The following is an 18,430-nucleotide window of genomic DNA, read 5'->3' as shown; positions in this document are numbered from 1 at the left end:
ATTACAACGCTCAGGTTGGCGAGACTTACGCCATGATCAAAGCACTGAACAAACTTACAGGGCTTGGTATGCCTGAAACTCAGTATATTGTATAACAGTCGCTCAACTTTAGGAGGTTTGGTTTCTCGTCTGAATTACGCAACAAAGCCGTGCAGTGGTTGACTCTCTTTCTGTGCGATAACAAAACCAATGTCTGCTCGAGCACTTTTTACCAAATCCACCGCTTGTGATGAGGTGGTATTGAACAGCGCTAAATCGATACCAGGATACTCGTTTTTAAATTGTTGGAATGGCTTGATAAGTAACAAACGCGAGACAATATCACTCGCCGCAATTGAGAGCGAGCCTTGTGTTAAGTCATTGATCGCATTGAGGTCGGATTGGCAGATTTGTAACTCATTCAACATATGCTGAGCAGTGTTCAATAATCGCTTACCCGCTTGAGTCAATTGCACAGGGTTACGTTCGATCAACTTCGCGCGCGTCGCTTGCTCAAGTTGTTTGATGTGTAAGCTCACATTTGGCTGTGTCATGTGCAGTTCAATCGCTGTTTTGCCGAAATGTTTCACTTCTGCCAAGGTGACAAAAGTACGTAACCAGTTCAAATCTAACATAGAAAATTACCCGATATGATTTTCTTATCAAGTTAATGAGTATAATTAATTTCTCTTATTCATGCGAGCATCCTAAGATTTTCCGGTCTGTTTTTGGAGAATGAATTATGTCGTCTATCGTTGTTGTGGGTGCAAACTGGGGTGATGAAGGCAAAGGCCGCATCGTTGACTTTTTGGCAGAGCAAGCTTCTGCAAGCATTCGTTTCCAAGGTGGTAACAACGCGGGTCACACCGTGGTTAACGACCTAGGTACGTTCAAGCTGCACCAGCTACCAAGTGGCGTTTTCAACCCTGACTGTTTGGCAGTTTTAGGTCCGGGTATGGTTATCAGCCCTGCGTCGCTGTCTCAGGAGATTGCGGAAGTCGCGGAAGCAGGCGTTAAAGTGAACATGTGCATCTCTGATCGCGCGACACTGTGTCTACCTCTACACGCACTAGAAGATACGCTGGAAGAACAACGCTTAGGCGACAAAGCATACGGTTCTACTCGTCAAGGTATTGCACCTGCATACGGCGACCGTGTGATGAAAAAAGGCATCCTAGTGGGTTGGCTGAAACAACCAGAAGTTCTAGTAGAACGCATCAAGTTCTGGATGGACTGGAAACTTCCACAACTACGTGCCCTTTACCCAACGTTCGAATTCGAACAAACCGCTGAAGAAATGGCGAACTGGTTGCTAGAAGTATCTGCACCTTGGCGTGATGCTATCTGCAACGTAACGCTGCCGCTAAAAGAGCTGCAAGCAAAAGACCAAACTCTATTGTTCGAAGCACAGCTAGGTGCGGGCCGTGACCTTGTTTACGGTGAGTACCCATGGACAACATCTTCAAACGTTGTGTCTATGTACGCTGGTATCGGTAGTGGCCTTCCTGCTCTACGTCCAGAGCGTGTTATCGCAGTAGCAAAAGCGTTCAGCTCATCAGTAGGTACTGGTACGCTAATCACTGCAATGGAAGAGCAAGATGCATTCCGTGAACTTGCGGGTGAGTTCGGTGCAACAACCGGTCGTCCACGTGACATGGGTTACTTCGATGCTGTTGCAACGAAAAACGGTGTTGAACTTCAAGCAGCGACTGAAATCGCTCTGACCAAAGTAGACTGTCTGACTGGTCTTAAAGATCTAAAAATCTGTGTTGGCTACGAAGGCGAGCACAGCGAAAACCCAATTTGGCCTCAAACGGCTGCACTAGCACCAATCTACGAGAAGATGGAAAGCTGGAGCGAAGACATTACTGGTTGTCGTAAATTTGAAGATCTACCAGTCGCGGCACAAAAATACGTTCTACGTATTGAAGAGCTAATGGGTGTACCGGTGAAAATGGTATCGGTTGGTCCTGGTCGTGAACAAATGATTATGCGCTAAGACGTAAACAGTACGTCTATTGGCAAGCGGCTTTTATCTTTTCCGGGGTAAAGCCGCTTTTTTTATTTTAATTAAAAACGATTGCTTAGTTAGAGTAAGAAAATATAAAGAGGGTATTAATTAAAGAGGGTATCCTTCAAACGTTTTAACCATCGCTCCAAACTGGACTGGTACCAAAGAAAATTCGATATTCTGTCCACAGAAACAGTGAAAATCATATCCTTCATCAACTGAAAATGGCGTATTTTTATCAATAAACCAATCCTTTGCTTGTGGGGTATGCGACTTTCCGCAACTCGGACAAGATACCTGTACACAAAACACTTTAGCTACCATGTTACTGAACTCCTTTTTGGTTGCTCTTCCACCGTGAAAAAAAATGTTACAGTTATTTTATTCGTTGTTAGTTGCGATTTCTTTAAATAATTATGCGGGTAGTAAGTCAAAAATGAGAGGGCGAATCTCAAAATGATAATTTTATTAATTCGCATGCTAAAAATATTCAGGCATTTCGATTTTATAACACAAGGAGAATGCCTGATTACTTTATAAAACATGCCTTTATCCTTCTTTCTCCTAAATCCCACTAAACTCTACTTTGGTGGATCCGACCAAATACGGCACTTTATCCACTATTTGATGATTTACGATTAACGGAATATAGACTAGGTTGCTGGAAAGGTTCACTTGTTAATGAAGCACATAAACTAAGTTAAATGGTTGATTTAATGTTCTTTAACTGATTGGTTGATCACGATTTTCATCTGTAAATTGGTGAAGTTGTGCTCAAAAAATCTACCGCACTGTTTTTAGGATAGATAACGCTTCCCCCAACATCTAACCCAAAACAGGTGATTCCTATGACCAAAAAGTTTCTCCGCCTCAGTTCGATAACACTCGGTTTATGCATGAGCTCATTGGCTTTTGCAAATGCTGATTTACCTAACATCAAGATCTTAGCAACCGGCGGCACTATCGCTGGTGCAGGGCAATCCGCCACTGAATCCAACTACACCGCTGGTAAGGTTGGAGTCGATTCACTGATCAACGCAGTGCCTAGCATGACCAAAATTGCCGACATTTCCGGTGAACAGGTGGTCAGCATCGGCTCTCAGGACATGAACGATGAAGTCTGGCTAACGTTAGCCAAGCGTGTGAATGAACTGCTCGCTCAGGACGACGTAGATGGCATTGTGATTACTCATGGTACCGACACCTTAGAAGAGACCGCCTACTTCCTAGATTTAACGGTGAAGAGTGACAAGCCTGTTGTGATCGTAGGTGCAATGCGCCCTTCTACGGCAATGAGTGCTGACGGCCCAGTTAACCTCTACAACGCAGTGGTGACCGCAACGGATGAAGATTCTCAAGGTCGAGGCGTGCTAGTCGCAATGAACGACACCATTTTTGATGCGCGTGACGTAACGAAAACCAACACAACATCAGTCAGCACCTTCCAATCACCGAACTTTGGCCCACTCGGTTACATTCACAACAGCGATGCGAAATATCAACGCAGCCCAGAGCGTAAGCACACTACTGAAACAACCTTCGATGTTTCCAAACTCGATAAGCTGCCACAAGTTGGTATCGTTTATAACTATGCCAATGCGTCGAGCTTACCTGTAAAAGCGTTCGTCGATGCGAAATTTGATGGCATCGTCAGTGCGGGTGTCGGCAATGGTAACTTGTACCACACCGTATTTGATGAGTTAGAAAAGGCAAGTAAAGATGGCATCATGGTTGTTCGCAGCTCTCGCACGCCAACCGGCTCTACTACCCTAGATGCTGAAATTGACGACGATAAATACGGTTTCGTGGCATCTGGTACGTTGAACCCACAGAAAGCTCGTATTTTGTTGATGCTATCGCTAACACAGACCAAAAATTACCAAGACATCCAGAAGATGTTCCAACATTACTAATCGGACGGTTTGCGAACCTTTCGATGAATTAAAGCTAACCGCTAATTAAAAAGAGGAAGCGCAGATGCCTCCTCTTTTGTTACTTTTCACTAGCAACTTAGCCAAACAAGCGACGCTTCATACCTGCTCTTTCAAGAATGCGCGTGGTGATTTCTTCTACCGACAGCGATGACGTGTTGATGTAAGGAATGGCTTCTCTTCTAAACAGTGCTTCTACCGTATCAAGCTCCAACTTACATTGCTCTGTGCTGGCGTATTCGCTGCCTGACAAGCGGTTCTCGCGGATTTCATTTAACCGTTCTGGGTTGATGGTTAAACCAAACAGTTTATGGCGATGGACCTCAAACTCAGGCAATAAACGCATCATCTTGACGTCTTCAGCAATAAACGGGTAGTTCACCACACGCAAACCAAACTGCATCGCCATATACAGGCTAGTTGGGGTTTTGCCACTACGAGAAACACCAAGAAGGATAATATCGGCCTCATCCAAGCCTTTAAGTGTGATGCCGTCATCATGAGCAAGCGTGTATTCAATCGCTGCGATACGGTCGAAATAGGTGTCCGAATCTTTGCTTACGCTACGTGAGCGCTGCATCTTCGGTTGTGGTTCCATCTGAATGTCGTCTTGCACCTTCTGCACAATGCTTTCTAGTACGTCATAGCTATGAGCTGGCGCTTTTAGCAACATTTCACGAATTTCTGGCACAACAATAGAGAAGAAAACCAAAGGCTTAATCCCATCACGCTGGTAGGAAATCTCGATTTCTTTGATGACATCGGCCACTTTGTCTTCACTTTCGACAAAAGGAAAGGTTTTTTCATTAGGAATGAAAGAAAACTGACCCAGAACAACATGCCCTAACGTCTCACATGTTATGGCCGTTCCGTCAGAAACATAGAATACATCACGACTTTGGCTATTTATTTGCATTTTAGTTTAATTTTTAAAATTCATTTGAGTAGGATGGTTTACATAATATTAATAAATGAGTTTGGCTTGCAATTGCGTGCCCCACAGCTTTGAAAATTCTTCGGAGTTTTTTTAAGCCAAGACGTAATCGTTTGCCTTTCATATCAACCACGAAAAGTGTTGAACCATGTTTGCGTCGGAAAATTCGTTTAAGCCCCAGTTGGGAAGTTGTAGTTAACGCCCCTTACTTACAATGGCTGCTTGTCAGCTCGATACTGCGTCTTCAATGACATTGACCTGCAAGGATGCATAACCACTGTTCGAGGTTGGTATTAATCCCTACAAAGCTGCAATGTTTCTGGAGAAAGACATGCAAAAGAACACCCTCTGGTTCAATGGACTATCCATGGATGATGTCGACAAAGTCGGCGGTAAAAATGCTTCACTTGGCGAAATGGTTTCTAACCTAGCCAATGTTGGTGTATCAGTACCAAACGGTTTTGCGACAACCTCGTATGCGTTTAACCAATTCCTTGACCACGAAGGTTTGGATGAGCGTATTCACCAACTACTTGATGAACTGGACGTTGAGGATGTAGAAGCCCTGCGTAAGACAGGTGCCACCATTCGTCAATGGGTATTAGAAGCCCCGTTCCCTGCGGATCTTGAACAAGACATCCGCGATAACTACAAAGAACTGACAGACAATCATCCTGAGATTTCTGTTGCCGTTCGCTCTTCTGCAACAGCAGAGGATCTACCGGACGCGTCATTTGCGGGTCAGCAAGAGACGTTCCTAAACGTAAAAGGCATTGATGCCGTTCTAGAAGCGACCAAGCACGTTTACGCTTCCCTGTTCAATGATCGTGCTATCTCGTACCGTGTACACCAAGGCTTTGACCACCGTGGCATCTCGCTATCGGCAGGTATTCAACGCATGGTGCGCTCTGACATTGCATCCTCTGGTGTAATGTTCACCCTAGATACCGAGTCTGGCTTCGACCAGGTGGTGTTCATCACCTCTTCTTGGGGCTTGGGTGAAATGGTGGTTCAGGGTGCGGTTAACCCTGATGAATTCTACGTCCACAAACCAATGCTTGAAGCGGGTCAACACCCAATCGTTAAAAAGACCTTTGGCTCTAAGCAGATCAAAATGATCTATTCAGACCGTCAAGAAATCGGTAAGCAAGTTGAGATCATCGATACCTCAGTGGAAGAGCGCAACGCCTTCTCTCTGAATGATGAAGAGATCAAAGAACTCGCGAAGCAAGCTATGATCATTGAGAAGCACTACCAACGTCCAATGGACATTGAGTGGGCAAAAGATGGTATCGACGGCAAGCTATACATCGTACAGGCGCGCCCAGAGACAGTATGTTCTCAAAGCGAGCAAAACGTGATTGAACGTTACGAGCTCAGCAACAAAGCAGACGTTTTGGTTGAAGGTCGTGCAATTGGTCAACGTATTGGTAAAGGTCCAGTGCGTTTGGTGGACTCTCTAGACCAAATGTCACTTGTACAAGATGGTGATGTGCTGGTGACAGACATGACTGACCCAGATTGGGAACCAGTAATGAAGAAGGCATCTGCGATTGTCACTAACCGTGGCGGCCGTACTTGCCACGCAGCGATCATCGCACGTGAGCTTGGTATTCCGGCCATCGTTGGTTGTGGTGATGCCACCAGCAAACTGACGGACGGCGAGACAGTGACTGTATCTTGTGCAGAAGGTGAAACGGGCTACGTTTACCAAGGCGAGCTGGATTTTGAAATCAAGCGCTCTGCGGTCGATGAGCTTCCGCTGCTTCCAACCAAAGTCATGATGAATGTAGGTAACCCAGACCGTGCATTCGACTTCGCTCAGATTCCAAACGAAGGTGTCGGTCTTGCGCGTCTTGAATTCATCATCAACAAGATGATTGGTATTCACCCGAAAGCCTTGCTGAACTTCGATGCGCAAAGCGATGAGCTAAAAGCTGAAATCACTGAGCGTATTCGTGGCTACAAAGATCCAATCGATTTCTACGTTAGCAAGCTAACCGAAGGCATTGCGACTATCGCGTCTGCATTCTGGCCAAAACGCGTGATCGTTCGTATGTCTGATTTCAAATCGAACGAGTACAGCAACTTGGTGGGCGGTAAAGGTTACGAACCGCACGAAGAAAACCCAATGCTGGGCTTCCGTGGTGCGTCTCGCTACATTTCTCCAGTGTTTGAAGACTGTTTCGAGCTAGAAACTCAAGCAATCAAACGTGTTCGTAACGAGATGGGGCTGAAGAACGTTGAAATCATGATTCCATTCGTACGTACACCAAGCGAAGCGGCATCAGTTATCGACCTACTAGCCAAGTTCGACCTACGCCGTGGCGACCAAGGTCTTAAAGTCATCATGATGTGTGAGCTACCGTCAAACGCAGTGCTTGCTGAAGAGTTCTTGAAGTACTTTGATGGCTTCTCTATCGGTTCAAACGACATGACTCAGCTTACACTAGGTCTTGACCGTGACTCTGGCGACGTTGCTCACCTATTCGATGAGCGTAACCCGGCAGTGAAAGCCATGCTGCAAATGGCAATCGATGCGGCAACCAAAGCAGGCAAATACGTCGGTATCTGTGGCCAAGGCCCATCAGACCACGATGACCTAGCGGAATGGTTGATGGAACAAGGTATCAGCTCTGTATCATTGAACCCAGACACGGTTATCGATACTTGGTTGAAGCTAGGTAAAGTGAGCAAGTAAAACGAGCCTTCCTAACTTGTAATACGAAGCCCTCAAGCTCCTGAGTTTGAGGGCTTTTTCTTTACCTAGCATGTCAAAGCGATGTAAGTTCGTGACCGTAATTCCAAGCTGTGTCTTCCTTTCATTTTCCCTCCCCCCTTTTTCACCTAAAATTAAAACACACCTATTTCATAGAAGAATGGATATATGAAAAAGCCTCTTGCCCTTATCACTGCCTTAACCTTGCTCGCTTCTCCGGCTTATGCCGACTGGGACGACATTTCTAACAGCCTTTCAGACTTAGGGGATGCAGTTTCTGATACGGCCAAAGAGACATGGGACAGCACCAAAGAATTCTCAAAACAAGCATGGGAAGATTTCACTAATTGGTCAGAAGATGCGATCAACACCGCTGGCGAATGGACGGATGCAAGTATTGAAACCAGTAAAGAGTGGATCGACGAAGCTGACAAGAAAATTGATGAGCTGATGGAAAGTGATACGCCAGAAGAAGCGCGCCAAGCCATTGATTTAATGGCGGATAGCGCCCTGCTAAAACTCTTCAATGGGAAGCCAGAAGCGAAAGTTCTTTACGATAAAGCTTACGGTTATGCGGTGTTTGATTCACGCAAACTGTCGCTGATGTTCCATACCAATTCCGGCTCTGGTGTTGCAGTCAACAAGTCGACGGATAAACGCACTTACATGAACATGTTTGGTGCGGGTGTCGCCCTTGGTGTTGGCGGTAAGTTCTACCAACAAGTCGTGCTGTTTGAGAAAGAAAAAGACTTCAACACCTTTGTCGAGGAAGGCTGGGAAGCATCGAGCGAAGCTTCTTTAGTTGCTGGTGAGGATGGCGAAGAAATGACAGCGCAATTCAACAGCGGCGTAGCGGTATATCAGTTAAACACCACAGGCTTGTTGGTTGATGCGAACGTTTCTGGCTCGAAATACTGGGTCAACAAAGAGCTGACCGATTCGCAGTAATCGCTTAGTGACAAGGATTTATTGATGGGGGGCACAACGCTCCCCGTTTTGTTTATCTCAACACTCGCCCCATCACTGGCATTCCAGCATATTTCGATGAGAATATGAACCTAGTGCGCTTATGAAGCACACAACAATCCTTATACCGTCACTCCAGCGAGCCAAAGCGAGACTAGGAGTCTCATGCAGCACGTTTCTAAACCCACAACGTCGTATGAACAACAAAATAGCAGATAACTTTGGAATGCCAGCCCGTTGCGTTATGCTTATCTCAACCTTTATCTCACGCTCGAATCACCATGCCCAGCGACGCATTCAACACTCAGCTTGCAGAAACAATATCTGCCCTTAATTCACCAAGCTTTACGCCTAAACTCATGCGCGTTATAGCTTCGTTATTGAGCTTTGATTGCGCGGTGATACTCGGCTACCGCGAAGGCAAACACCCTATCTATCTGTATGATTCGATTGAAAATGAGCGCGAGCTTTTGTTCCAGCGTTACCTCACCACCTCTTTTCAAAACGACCCGTTTTACCAGAAGCTTCACGCTAACAAAGAGCAAGGCATTTTTACGCTCAAAGATGTCGTAGGCAAAGACGTCGCGCGTAACGATCTCGATTACCAAACCTACTGTGAGCAGTTTTATCATCAAACGGGCTGGAAGGATGAACTCAGCATGCTGATCGAAATCGAGCCGACGCGTTGGGTGATGCTCTACTTCGGTTTTATGCAAGACGACAAACGCTTCACCAAACCTCAAGTCACCAAGCTTAAATCTTTCTTCGCCATTATTCAGTCTCTGTGCCAACAACACTGGAAACAGACCGAGTTTACACTCGCCGAGCCAGTGTTCAGCCCTAACGCTTATTCAGGACAAATTCGTACCGCGATTGAATCTGCACTGGCATCTTTTGGCCAAACCGTCCTCACCAAACGAGAACAAGAAATCGCGGCATTGATCGCGCAAGGCTATGACAGCAAAGAGATTGCAACGCAGCTAGATGTTGCAGAAGGCACCGTTAAGAATCACCGTAAACGCATCTACGCACAACTGAATGTGGCGTCGTTAAGCGAGTTCTTTCAGTTGTTTCTCAACCACCTGATAATTCAATCAAGATAACAAACTGTCCCTTTAGGGATATATCTCGATTCCGCATCGCCTTTTAATCTGAATACAACCAAACCAGATAAAGATAAGACGATGACACTGATTGAAGATTTACAAGCTCGCGGTTTGATTGCCCAAGCGAGCGATTTAGACCAAGTTCAACAACTGCTATCTGAGCCACAAACCTTGTACTGCGGTTTCGATCCAACCGCAGGTAGCTTGCACATTGGCCACCTAGTGCCACTGATTATGCTCAAGCGCTTTCAAGATGCAGGACACCAAGCCATCGCCCTGATCGGTGGAGCTACGGGTATGATCGGCGACCCAAGTTTTAAAGCCACAGAGCGAAGCTTAAACTCAGAAGAGACCGTAACGGGTTGGGTACAAGATCTGTCGAATCAAATTCAACAGTTGATGAATAACCAAGTCAGCAAGCCCATGATCATGGTAAACAATGCGGATTGGGTAAAGCAGATTAACGTGATCGACTTCTTCCGCGACGTAGGTAAGCATTTCTCCGTGAATACCATGATCAGTCGAGAGTCGGTAAAGCAACGCTTACAACGTCCAGATCAAGGTATCTCGTTCACCGAGTTCAGTTACGCACTGCTGCAATCTTACGACTTCGCAGAACTAAACCGTCAATACGGCTGCCGCCTACAAATCGGTGGCAATGACCAATGGGGCAACATTGTTAGTGGCATTGACCTTACTCGCCGCCAAAATGGAGAGCAAGTATTTGGCTTAACCTTACCTTTGATCACCAAATCTGACGGCACTAAATTTGGTAAAACCGAAGGTGGCGCTGTGTGGTTAGATCCAAGTAAGACCTCACCTTACGCTTTCTACCAATTCTGGTTATCTGCGGAAGATGCCGACGTTTACCACTTCCTACGCTACTACACCTTCTTGAGTTGCGATGAGATTGCCGCGATTGAAGCGCAAGACAAAGAGAGCAAAGGCAAACCGCAAGCACAGCGTACCCTAGCAGAGCAAGTGACGCGCTTTGTCCACGGTGAAGAAGGCTTAGCAAGTGCAGAGCGAATCACTCAAGCGCTATTTAGCGGCAATGTGCAGCAACTCAGTTTGAGCGAGCTAAAACAGTTGGAGCTCGATGGCTTACCGAGCATGCAAAGTTCCGAGCAAGACTTGGTCGAGCTTCTGGTTGAATCAGGCTTAGCCAACTCAAAGCGCATTGCTCGTGAGCTGATTGGCAACAACGCCATCAGTGTGAACGGCGAGAAAGTGGATGCAGAAAACCCAAGTTTGAACTTCCCGCTGTTCGATCAATACTGGTTACTTCAACGCGGTAAAAAGCATTTCTACTTGGTGAAACGCATCGCGGGTTAACGGTTCCCATCTAACGACCTACGACCTAGATAAACCAACTAAAAACGCGAGCCAAAGTGCTCGCGTTTTTGTTTCTCTATTTTGTGAAGCCAAAAGCTAACTTTAGAGTGGATGCCCGTTATAGTGTTGTTCTTCAAACATGACAAAATATAACAACAGCACAAAACCATGATCAGACACATTCTACTCATCAAATTTCAAGCTTCTGCCACCAGCGACAAAATCCAACACCTGCAAGAGCTATTCGAAGCCATGCCAAAGAAAGTGGAAGGCGTAACCGACGTCGAATGGGGCTTAAACAACAGCCCAGAAGGAAAGAACAAAGACTACACACACGCCGTGATGATGACGTTTACCGATGAAGCGGGTCGTCAGAACTACCTACCTCACCCAGAGTACGATGTATTGAAAGAGGTATTTAGACCACTGCTTGAAGACATCATCGTGTTTGATTACGAGGTTTAGTATCGGCTATTCATTCCGAATCGGTGGGACATATCGTCGTCCATACGACCGCCTTTCCAACCTCCCGAACCAAGTAGATTCAGCACATCTTGTGCGGTGTAATCACCACCATCGAAAAAGTCATTCGAGACATCTGCACGCAAGGAAGTAAGCTCAGTTCTAACTTCTGCGCTCAATCCTATTGGCGATTCAGCAGCAGGCCTGCCACCACAAATTGCCAATACCACCTTGTTGGACAACCAGCATGATGGTGTATTTGCCGGCGCAAGTATCGCTTGGGAATTGGATTTGTTTGGTCGCATTGATCGCCAATCCAATGCCGCGCAAATACGTGTTGAGCAAGCAGAGATTTATCAAAGCGGGCTGACGACTTTGCTTACTGCGGATTTGATTCATAACTACTTGCAGTATCAAGGGGCAAGCGAGCGTCTCGACTTAGCTAAATCAAACCTTGAAGACCAAAGAAAAACCATGGACTTGGTCGAGAAAGTGGTTCGTAGCGGTTATGGCTCGGATCTCGATTTAGCGCAGGCCAAAGCGACGCTTGCAGCGATGGAGTCAATCATTCCTCAGTTGGAAATCGCGCAGCAGGTACACAAACATCGTATCGCGGTACTGCTTGGTGAGCCTTTATCGAAAGTCGAAGTGCGACTTGCAGAGACTCAAGGTGTACCAGCAATGCAAAATGTCGTGCCAATCGGATTACCTTCAGACTTACTGCAGCGTCGCCCTGATATCCGCCTAGCGGAGCGAGAAATGGCAGCCATCAATGAAGAACTTGCGGCAAGTATCGCCAATCAATATCCGAAGTTCTTCTTAACCGGCGCTCCGGGCGTGTCCGCTTCTAGCTTTGATGATCTGTTTAGCAGTGATTCTTTCGGTTGGGTTGGGGCAGCAGGCATCAGTTGGAATGTCTTCGATGGTGGTCGTGGCGATGCTTTAGAGGACATCAACCAGGCTCGTTTTGACGCAGCAACTCTGACTTACCAACACGCCGTAGATTCGGCTTTTGCTGAAGTGGATTACACACTATTTGCTTATGGCAGAAGCCAAGAGAATCAACGTCGTATTGATGATGCTTTGGTTGCGACAGATAAAGCCGTGGGGAAAGCCAAATCCCTCTACCGTGCTGGTTTGATTGACCACTTGTCGGTACTGGATGCTCAGCGCCAACAACGCATGATGCAAGACCGACAAATCGCAGCCAAATTGCAAACGGCTCAGGTCACTGTCGCACTCTACAAATCATTGGGTGGCGATTGGGCATTAGAGCAATCTTCACAAAGTTAAACCGAATGAGTTAAGTAACGATTTTGGGGAGTGGGTTAGCTTCATCTGGGACCTCGAATCTAACCCCTCCTCTTTTTTATTGTGGATAAAGTCGCGCATTAGCTCGCGTTTCCTATAGTTAAAAGGATTGAAATCAGAGAGTAAGGAAGGAACTCCCTCATGATGACATTAATCTTTTTGCTGTTATTGATTGCGATGCTCAGTGCATTTTTAGGTAAGAAAGCGGTGGGCTATGCCTTCTTTGCTTCCTCGGTGATCATCGGACTGTATTGGTTCAATCATCACGCCACCGACCCTCTTTCCATCTTGTTGTAAGGGGGATTGCATATGAATCGAAACTATCTGGCTTTACTCAATACTCTTGGTCTGCTTGGCATGACAGCCGTTTTACTGATTGGCTTTGTTCTGCAATTTGTACTGAATGAGTTGCCTTGCCCTTTGTGTTTATTGCAGCGCATTGGCTTCATCATGATCATGTTCGGCTTTTTATTAAACGTGGTGTATGGACCGCAGTCTCGACATTATGGAGTGGTACTTATTGGCGCACTCTATGGCGTCGCTACGTCACTGAGACAAGTCTCTTTGCACGTGATTCCCGGTACACCTGGATACGGTAGCCCTATCTTCGGGATGCACTATTACACTTGGGCGTTTGTGTTGTTTGTTGCCACCATTTTCGCGGTCGCCGTTATCCTGATGCTCACCAGTAAAGAGGAGTCTCCAGAACCTTACGAAATGAGCAATCTAGGTCGCATCACATGTTTGCTGGCGATTTCTGTTGTGGCACTCAATGTGATTGGGACTTTTGCCGAATGTGGCCCTTATCAATGTCCAGACAATCCAGAAAGCTACTGGCTATTTAACTAACGAGCCCTTAATCGAAGCAAGAGGAGTCATGCATAGTGACCTTGTATTACTCCTCTTTTCTATCGGTTACGAAAATACGATTCTCAGCACAATCCGACTTGGTTCAAATTCGTTGGTATGCAATTGGATGTCATACAAACATGTCAGTATGTTTAGAGATAAACGTACCGATTAATTCTCTCATCATGTTTTACCAAAGCAGGAGTGGTTATGAACTTTGTCGACGGTGTATTACAGGTCGAATCTTTTCTCGCGGTGACCCTCGGGATCATCGTGTTGTTTTTAGGCAGGCGCCTAACCCAAGCCAGCAGTTTCTTAAAGGAATTCAGTATTCCTGAACCCGTTTCCGGCGGTATCTTGGTATCGGTGTTGTTCGCCGTTATCCATTACGTCACTCAAATCGATGTCCAATTTGATCTTGCTACCCGAGACTTGTTGCTGGTGTATTTCTTTACCACCATCGGCATCAACGCCAGTCTGCAAGATCTGTTCAAAGGCGGTAAGCCATTATTGATCCTGCTTTCGGTCACCATCGGTTACATGCTAATTCAAAACCTAACCGGCATTGGAATTGCGACCCTATTAGATCAACCAGAAGCGGTTGGCTTATTGAGCGGCACGGTATCTCTGATTGACGGACACGGCACTGCGATTGCGTGGTCACCTCGCATCGCTGAAATATTCGATCTTGATACCGCCATGGAAATCGGCATCGCGAGTGCAACGTTTGGCTTAATTTTAGCAAGCTTGATGGGTGGCCCAATTGCAAAATACCTGATCAACAAACACAACCTGAAGCCAGCTAAAGTGGAAGAAATGGACGTGGGTACAGCGCAGGATGAACCGCAACCGTCTATCAATGCTTATGACTTCTTAGATGCGATGTTAGCTATCCATGTTTGTATCATATTGGGCGCAATTTTGAACGAAGGCGTAAGCAGTTTGGGGCTGGAATTGCCGTTGTTTGTGACCTGTTTGTTCGCCGGTATCTTAATTTCTAATCTTATTCCCGCCTCTTACCCTCGCCTTACCGGTACTCGTTGGCCAGCAAGAAAACCCGCGGTGGCGTTAATTGCGGATATGGCGTTAGGCGCGTTCTTAGCCATGTCACTGCTGAGCATGCAGCTATGGGCTTTGGTCGATTTGGCTGGGCCTATTTTTATCATTCTTGGCGCGCAGTTCTTGGTGGCAATTTGTATCGCGATATTTGTCGTCTTTCCATTGATGGGGAAAAACTACGATGCAGCGGTAGTTTGCTCGGGGTTTGGCGGTATTTCACTGGGCTCAACACCAACGGCAATGGCCAACATGTCTGCGGTTGCTCAGAAATACGGTAACTCGCATCAGGCTTTTATTATCGTACCTCTGGTTTGTGCGTTCTTCATCGATTTAGCGAACGCGCTCATCATCCCCTACTTCATTAAATGGATTGGCTAATTAAAACGCCATCTGGTTAAAAAGAGGTCACTCCGGTGGCCTCTTGTCATATTCATGCAAATATTGCTACCACTTCCCCCCTCACTCAGTTGTATAATGCCTCTCTTGAAATATTTTGTTACGAAGTCAGTAACTCTTGAGATGAACATGAACAGCAGTAGATGGGTTGGCCTTTCCATTGGCACACTCTTTTTAATTGGCACACTTATTCTATTTGGATCGACCGTACATGCGTCTTGGTACAAGATCCCGATGGAAGCCGTGAATGGCATTGCATTCACCTTGTCTTTTGGATTAGGTTTGAATCACTTTATTGCCTACATTTCTGCGTTCGTTACGCTTGCGGCGCTGTTTTATCTTGGTTACGCAACCGGTTACCGCATCCATCAAAAACTCAAGTAGACATATCAAACTTAAGACTGATTTAACTCACACTTTATAGCACTTAAGTATTAGTTTTTCCTAGATAAATTTGCTGTTAACCCACTTTTTATACGGACATATTGAGATCGGGGCATTTTCCCGAAAACCGTATAGTTTTATGCAACCTCGCCTCATAGAATAGTTTATAAAAACGGCAGTAGGTATCGAGCATCTTTATGAAATGCAGTGTCGCTTGCAGACGAGAAAAACGCCCGAAAAAGCATATGCGCCTCGCATTTCCAAGTTCATGCGGTGCAAATTCTTTGTTTCTCACGTTCTCCATCCACACTCAATCCATACTGAACCCTATCTCTGACTGCCCATTATTTGCTGTTCCTTTGAGACATAACTATGGACAGAACGCAGTTCACCAAAATTTTTACGCGCTACTACATGCGCTCTACAAGTTTGGGGATTCTTATTACCCTATTCGCTTGTGCAATCAGAGGGGTTAATTATGTTGTATACCTTCCTTACGTGTTATCCGCGGTTGCTTGTTTTACCTACCTATGGGTGGGGCGAACGTTCGCATTTGAGCAAAGACATCGCTCTGTCGTCATTGCTCTGATCCTCGGCTACACCCTCACTTTTTACCTGTACTACTTCTTAGGCGGCCACTTCCTCTTTTCGTCATTAGTCACAATAAACCTTCTTTTAGCCTTAATTGAGTTCGGTGTTTTTTGGTCACTAATCACATACACCCTATCAATGGCAGTTTGCTTTAACATTGATTTGATAACCGCAGGCAACGACCTGTTTAAACTACAGGGTTTAAGTGAGTTCTCCATTCGGAGTACGTTTCTGTACTTGTTCAACCTATTTATTTACAAAGGGTTACACTCTATCGAGAGCTATTGGCACAGCGCATGGCAAACCCAATATGAACAAGTTGAAAAACTAGAAAGACTGCTCGAGATTGACGAGCTAACAGGGTGTTATTCCCGCTTTAAAGGCAATCAGCTGATAGAACGACAGATACAGCGTGCTCAACCGTTTACTCTGTTTTACATCGACTTGGATGGCTTTAAAGCCGTGAATGACGAATTCGGGCATGATGCCGGAGACAAGGTTTTACGCATTACCGCCCAACGCATTTTGCATCTACTAAGCGATGGCCAGTTCGCAACGAGAATTGGTGGCGATGAGTTTATTCTTTGTCTACCCGAGCTAGAACATACAAAGGATTTAGAACAGTTTCAGTCTTTGCTGCACCAAGCATGTAGTGCACCTATTTTTATCCATTTTCAAAACGTTCACATCGGTCTGAGTGTCGGTGTCGCGCGCTTCCCTTATGAAGGGAGCTGTAGTGACTCCTTAATCCAGCACGCAGACCAAATGATGTACCTCACTAAAAAATCAAGAACATAGAGTTTTGGCTCGGTCCGAGCCGCTTCGAAGCAATCAAAAAATATAATGAGTTCAGGACGTAGATATATGGTTAGCAAGTTAGAATTTTCGCATGCGGTCGCTGCAGTTCGAAAGGAGAGGGGATTAACTCAAGGTCAATTGGCGGACGACTTAGCAAGGAGTTACAGCGCTTTTGAAAGCTTAAACCAACCCACATTAAGTCAGTGGGAAAGCGGAAAAGTCACACCGAGTTTGTTAAAGCGACTCGCCTTCTCTCACTATATCGGTGAGCAGTATGAATACACTTCCAGTGAGTATAAAAGGATAAAAGCCTCGCAAAGTAAAAACATCTATTTGAGCTTTAAAGACATTGTTTACGAGTATCAGGTTACCGATGTGAAAAGTTGTTCTCTCAGTCAAATCAGCGATTCAGAGTTCGAACAGATTGACGCCGTCCACAAGCAGTTAATTACCCCCGGAGGTGTGGAGGACACGCTCAACCAGTTTGGCGAATCCCCCAGCAAGGCTCGCCTCTACTATTGCAAGGGCATGTTAGTTGGACATTTGATTTACCAAGAGCTGAGGTCTGAATTTCGGATTCTCAGCTTATGGCATTTAGGGCGCTCAATTTTGAAATTCTTGGTGACTGACATCATCCAAGTTATGGGCAATGCCATCATCCATTTTCCGGTTCATGAGCCCGTAATTAAACAACTTCTATTCGACATTTTCATACGGGATTTCTACCACCACCGGCGGGTCACGTTTTTTAAAGCCCCCGCGACACACATATTCGAGAACCCCATGGTGAAGCATTGCTTTGATGGACTCTTAGATCTGGTGCTCTATCGCTTCCATCAAGTAGGAAATGAATTTATGCAGTCTCGACAGGAGGCCCACTAATGATAAATAACAACGCAACCGACAGTACCATCTTATTGTTTACCTTCAATAATATACAAGGTCGAGGCTTACAAACGGCCATCGAGCAACAGCTTGGACAACCAGTGCTATTAGCAAAAGGGGCTGAAGTAGAATTACCTCACTATAGAGATGAGCACTACATGGCGATCGTCGACAGTTCCCTGCCCGATCTATCGGAGGTTAAAATGACCCTCAGTGAGCTGGAACATGTCGATGCGACGGTGTTGGTGAATGCAGAACCCAACTTGGGCGTGGAGAGCCTACTCACTTGGTCAAACCTCAAAGGCTTGTTCTATTTTGAAGATGACTTCGACAAGGTAATCAGAGGCTTGAAAGGTATTCTGAGTGGGGAGAACTGGCTCTCTAGAGACATTCTCAATCGACTGCTTGGCTATCTAGTAAATCTTAACCACACGGTTACTGAGCTGGATACGAAACTCGAAATTGAACTCACTCGTCGAGAAATGCAAGTCCTGACCGCCCTGTGCCAAGGCGGCTCTAACCTTGATATTGCAGACTCATTATTTGTCAGTGAACACACGGTTAAATCGCACCTGTATAGTATTTTCCGCAAACTGGAAGTGAAGAACCGAATGCAAGCGGTCGCTTGGGCAAAACGTAACTTGTTCTAGTCCTCGTCCAAAAACAAAGGGAGCACGGAGGCCTGTCTCTTGATCACAAGTCTAGTGATCAAGA

The 18,430-nt window shown here is 45.8% G+C and carries 18 protein-coding genes and 1 pseudogene; 15 read left to right on the top strand and 4 right to left on the bottom strand.

The window, feature by feature from the left end; genetic code table 11:
- Positions 1–149: 149 nt before the first annotated feature.
- Positions 150–614: pseudogene (locus QTO06_RS10440) on the bottom strand (LysR family transcriptional regulator); the annotation flags it as partial.
- A 107-nt stretch (positions 615–721) separates the two neighbouring features.
- Between QTO06_RS10440 and QTO06_RS10435 the strand changes: the two are divergent.
- A complete protein-coding gene (locus QTO06_RS10435; RefSeq protein WP_331407874.1) occupies positions 722–1,978 on the top strand; it encodes an adenylosuccinate synthase in 1,257 nt (418 codons plus the stop codon).
- 120 nt (positions 1,979–2,098) lie between these two features.
- Here the strand turns inward: QTO06_RS10435 and QTO06_RS10430 are convergent, their stop codons facing one another.
- Positions 2,099–2,314: a hypothetical protein gene (locus QTO06_RS10430; RefSeq protein WP_331407872.1), complete on the bottom strand. Its 216-nt coding sequence runs from the start codon at positions 2,312–2,314 to the stop codon at positions 2,099–2,101.
- A gap of 524 nt (positions 2,315–2,838) precedes the next feature.
- Between QTO06_RS10430 and ansB the strand changes: the two genes are divergently transcribed.
- Positions 2,839–3,903 (top strand): L-asparaginase 2, encoded by a 1,065-nt coding sequence (ansB, locus tag QTO06_RS10425; RefSeq protein ID WP_045383968.1) that lies wholly within the window; start codon positions 2,839–2,841, stop codon positions 3,901–3,903.
- Positions 3,904–4,000: 97 nt separating this feature from the next.
- Here ansB and ppsR read toward each other — a convergent pair whose 3' ends face one another.
- Positions 4,001–4,837 carry a posphoenolpyruvate synthetase regulatory kinase/phosphorylase PpsR gene (gene ppsR / locus QTO06_RS10420; protein ID WP_331407866.1) on the bottom strand — a complete coding sequence of 279 codons (837 nt, stop codon included), beginning with the start codon at positions 4,835–4,837 and terminating at the stop codon, positions 4,001–4,003.
- A gap of 349 nt (positions 4,838–5,186) precedes the next feature.
- Between ppsR and ppsA the strand changes: the two genes are divergently transcribed.
- The 5 genes from ppsA to QTO06_RS10395 all read left to right on the top strand — a co-directional run bounded on the left by ppsA (position 5,187) and on the right by QTO06_RS10395 (position 11,446).
- Positions 5,187–7,556: a phosphoenolpyruvate synthase gene (gene ppsA / locus QTO06_RS10415; RefSeq protein ID WP_331407864.1), complete on the top strand. Its 2,370-nt coding sequence runs from the start codon at positions 5,187–5,189 to the stop codon at positions 7,554–7,556.
- 186 nt (positions 7,557–7,742) lie between these two features.
- Positions 7,743–8,522, top strand: a complete 780-nt coding sequence (locus QTO06_RS10410) for a hypothetical protein (RefSeq protein ID WP_331407862.1) — start codon at positions 7,743–7,745, stop codon at positions 8,520–8,522.
- Positions 8,523–8,821: 299 nt separating this feature from the next.
- The gene (locus tag QTO06_RS10405; protein WP_331407860.1) at positions 8,822–9,643 is read left to right on the top strand and encodes a helix-turn-helix transcriptional regulator; all 822 of its coding nucleotides are present in this window, start codon (positions 8,822–8,824) and stop codon (positions 9,641–9,643) included.
- A gap of 81 nt (positions 9,644–9,724) precedes the next feature.
- A complete protein-coding gene (tyrS, locus tag QTO06_RS10400) occupies positions 9,725–10,981 on the top strand; it encodes a tyrosine--tRNA ligase (RefSeq protein ID WP_331407858.1) in 1,257 nt (418 codons plus the stop codon).
- A 168-nt stretch (positions 10,982–11,149) separates the two neighbouring features.
- Positions 11,150–11,446, top strand: a complete 297-nt coding sequence (locus QTO06_RS10395) for a Dabb family protein (RefSeq protein WP_331407856.1) — start codon at positions 11,150–11,152, stop codon at positions 11,444–11,446.
- Here QTO06_RS10395 and QTO06_RS10390 read toward each other — a convergent pair.
- Complete coding sequence (locus QTO06_RS10390; protein WP_331407854.1) at positions 11,443–11,748, bottom strand: DUF6559 family protein; 306 nt, start codon at positions 11,746–11,748, stop codon at positions 11,443–11,445. The two genes, QTO06_RS10395 and QTO06_RS10390, sit on opposite strands and share 4 nt — an antisense overlap.
- Between QTO06_RS10390 and QTO06_RS10385 the strand changes: the two genes are divergently transcribed.
- The 8 genes from QTO06_RS10385 (at position 11,735) to QTO06_RS10350 (ending at position 18,366) form a co-directional block, all read left to right on the top strand.
- Positions 11,735–12,736 carry a TolC family protein gene (locus QTO06_RS10385; protein ID WP_331407851.1) on the top strand — a complete coding sequence of 334 codons (1,002 nt, stop codon included), beginning with the start codon at positions 11,735–11,737 and terminating at the stop codon, positions 12,734–12,736. The two genes, QTO06_RS10390 and QTO06_RS10385, sit on opposite strands and share 14 nt — an antisense overlap.
- Before the next feature lie 159 nt (positions 12,737–12,895).
- Positions 12,896–13,051 carry a DUF5993 family protein gene (locus QTO06_RS10380; RefSeq protein ID WP_005429588.1) on the top strand — a complete coding sequence of 52 codons (156 nt, stop codon included), beginning with the start codon at positions 12,896–12,898 and terminating at the stop codon, positions 13,049–13,051.
- A gap of 12 nt (positions 13,052–13,063) precedes the next feature.
- Complete coding sequence (locus QTO06_RS10375) at positions 13,064–13,603, top strand: disulfide bond formation protein B (RefSeq protein ID WP_020196073.1); 540 nt, start codon at positions 13,064–13,066, stop codon at positions 13,601–13,603.
- A gap of 210 nt (positions 13,604–13,813) precedes the next feature.
- Positions 13,814–15,040, top strand: coding sequence for a sodium/glutamate symporter (gltS, locus tag QTO06_RS10370; protein ID WP_331407847.1), 1,227 nt, complete (start codon positions 13,814–13,816; stop codon positions 15,038–15,040).
- A 147-nt stretch (positions 15,041–15,187) separates the two neighbouring features.
- Positions 15,188–15,442, top strand: a complete 255-nt coding sequence (locus QTO06_RS10365; protein WP_005441438.1) for a hypothetical protein — start codon at positions 15,188–15,190, stop codon at positions 15,440–15,442.
- 372 nt (positions 15,443–15,814) lie between these two features.
- The gene (locus QTO06_RS10360; protein ID WP_331407845.1) at positions 15,815–16,831 is read left to right on the top strand and encodes a GGDEF domain-containing protein; all 1,017 of its coding nucleotides are present in this window, start codon (positions 15,815–15,817) and stop codon (positions 16,829–16,831) included.
- Between the two features lie 66 nt (positions 16,832–16,897).
- Entirely contained in the window at positions 16,898–17,713 is an 816-nt protein-coding gene (locus QTO06_RS10355; protein ID WP_061007572.1) for a helix-turn-helix domain-containing protein, read from the top strand.
- Entirely contained in the window at positions 17,713–18,366 is a 654-nt protein-coding gene (locus QTO06_RS10350; protein ID WP_331407840.1) for a LuxR C-terminal-related transcriptional regulator, read from the top strand. The genes QTO06_RS10355 and QTO06_RS10350 overlap by 1 nt, the downstream gene beginning before the upstream one ends.
- The last annotated feature ends 64 nt before the right edge of the window (positions 18,367–18,430 follow it).

This window comes from Vibrio sp. M260121 (assembly GCF_036533715.1).
GTDB lineage: Bacteria > Pseudomonadota > Gammaproteobacteria > Enterobacterales > Vibrionaceae > Vibrio.
Note: the sequence above shows the minus strand (reverse complement) of the source record. Positions and strands in the feature narration are given on the sequence as shown.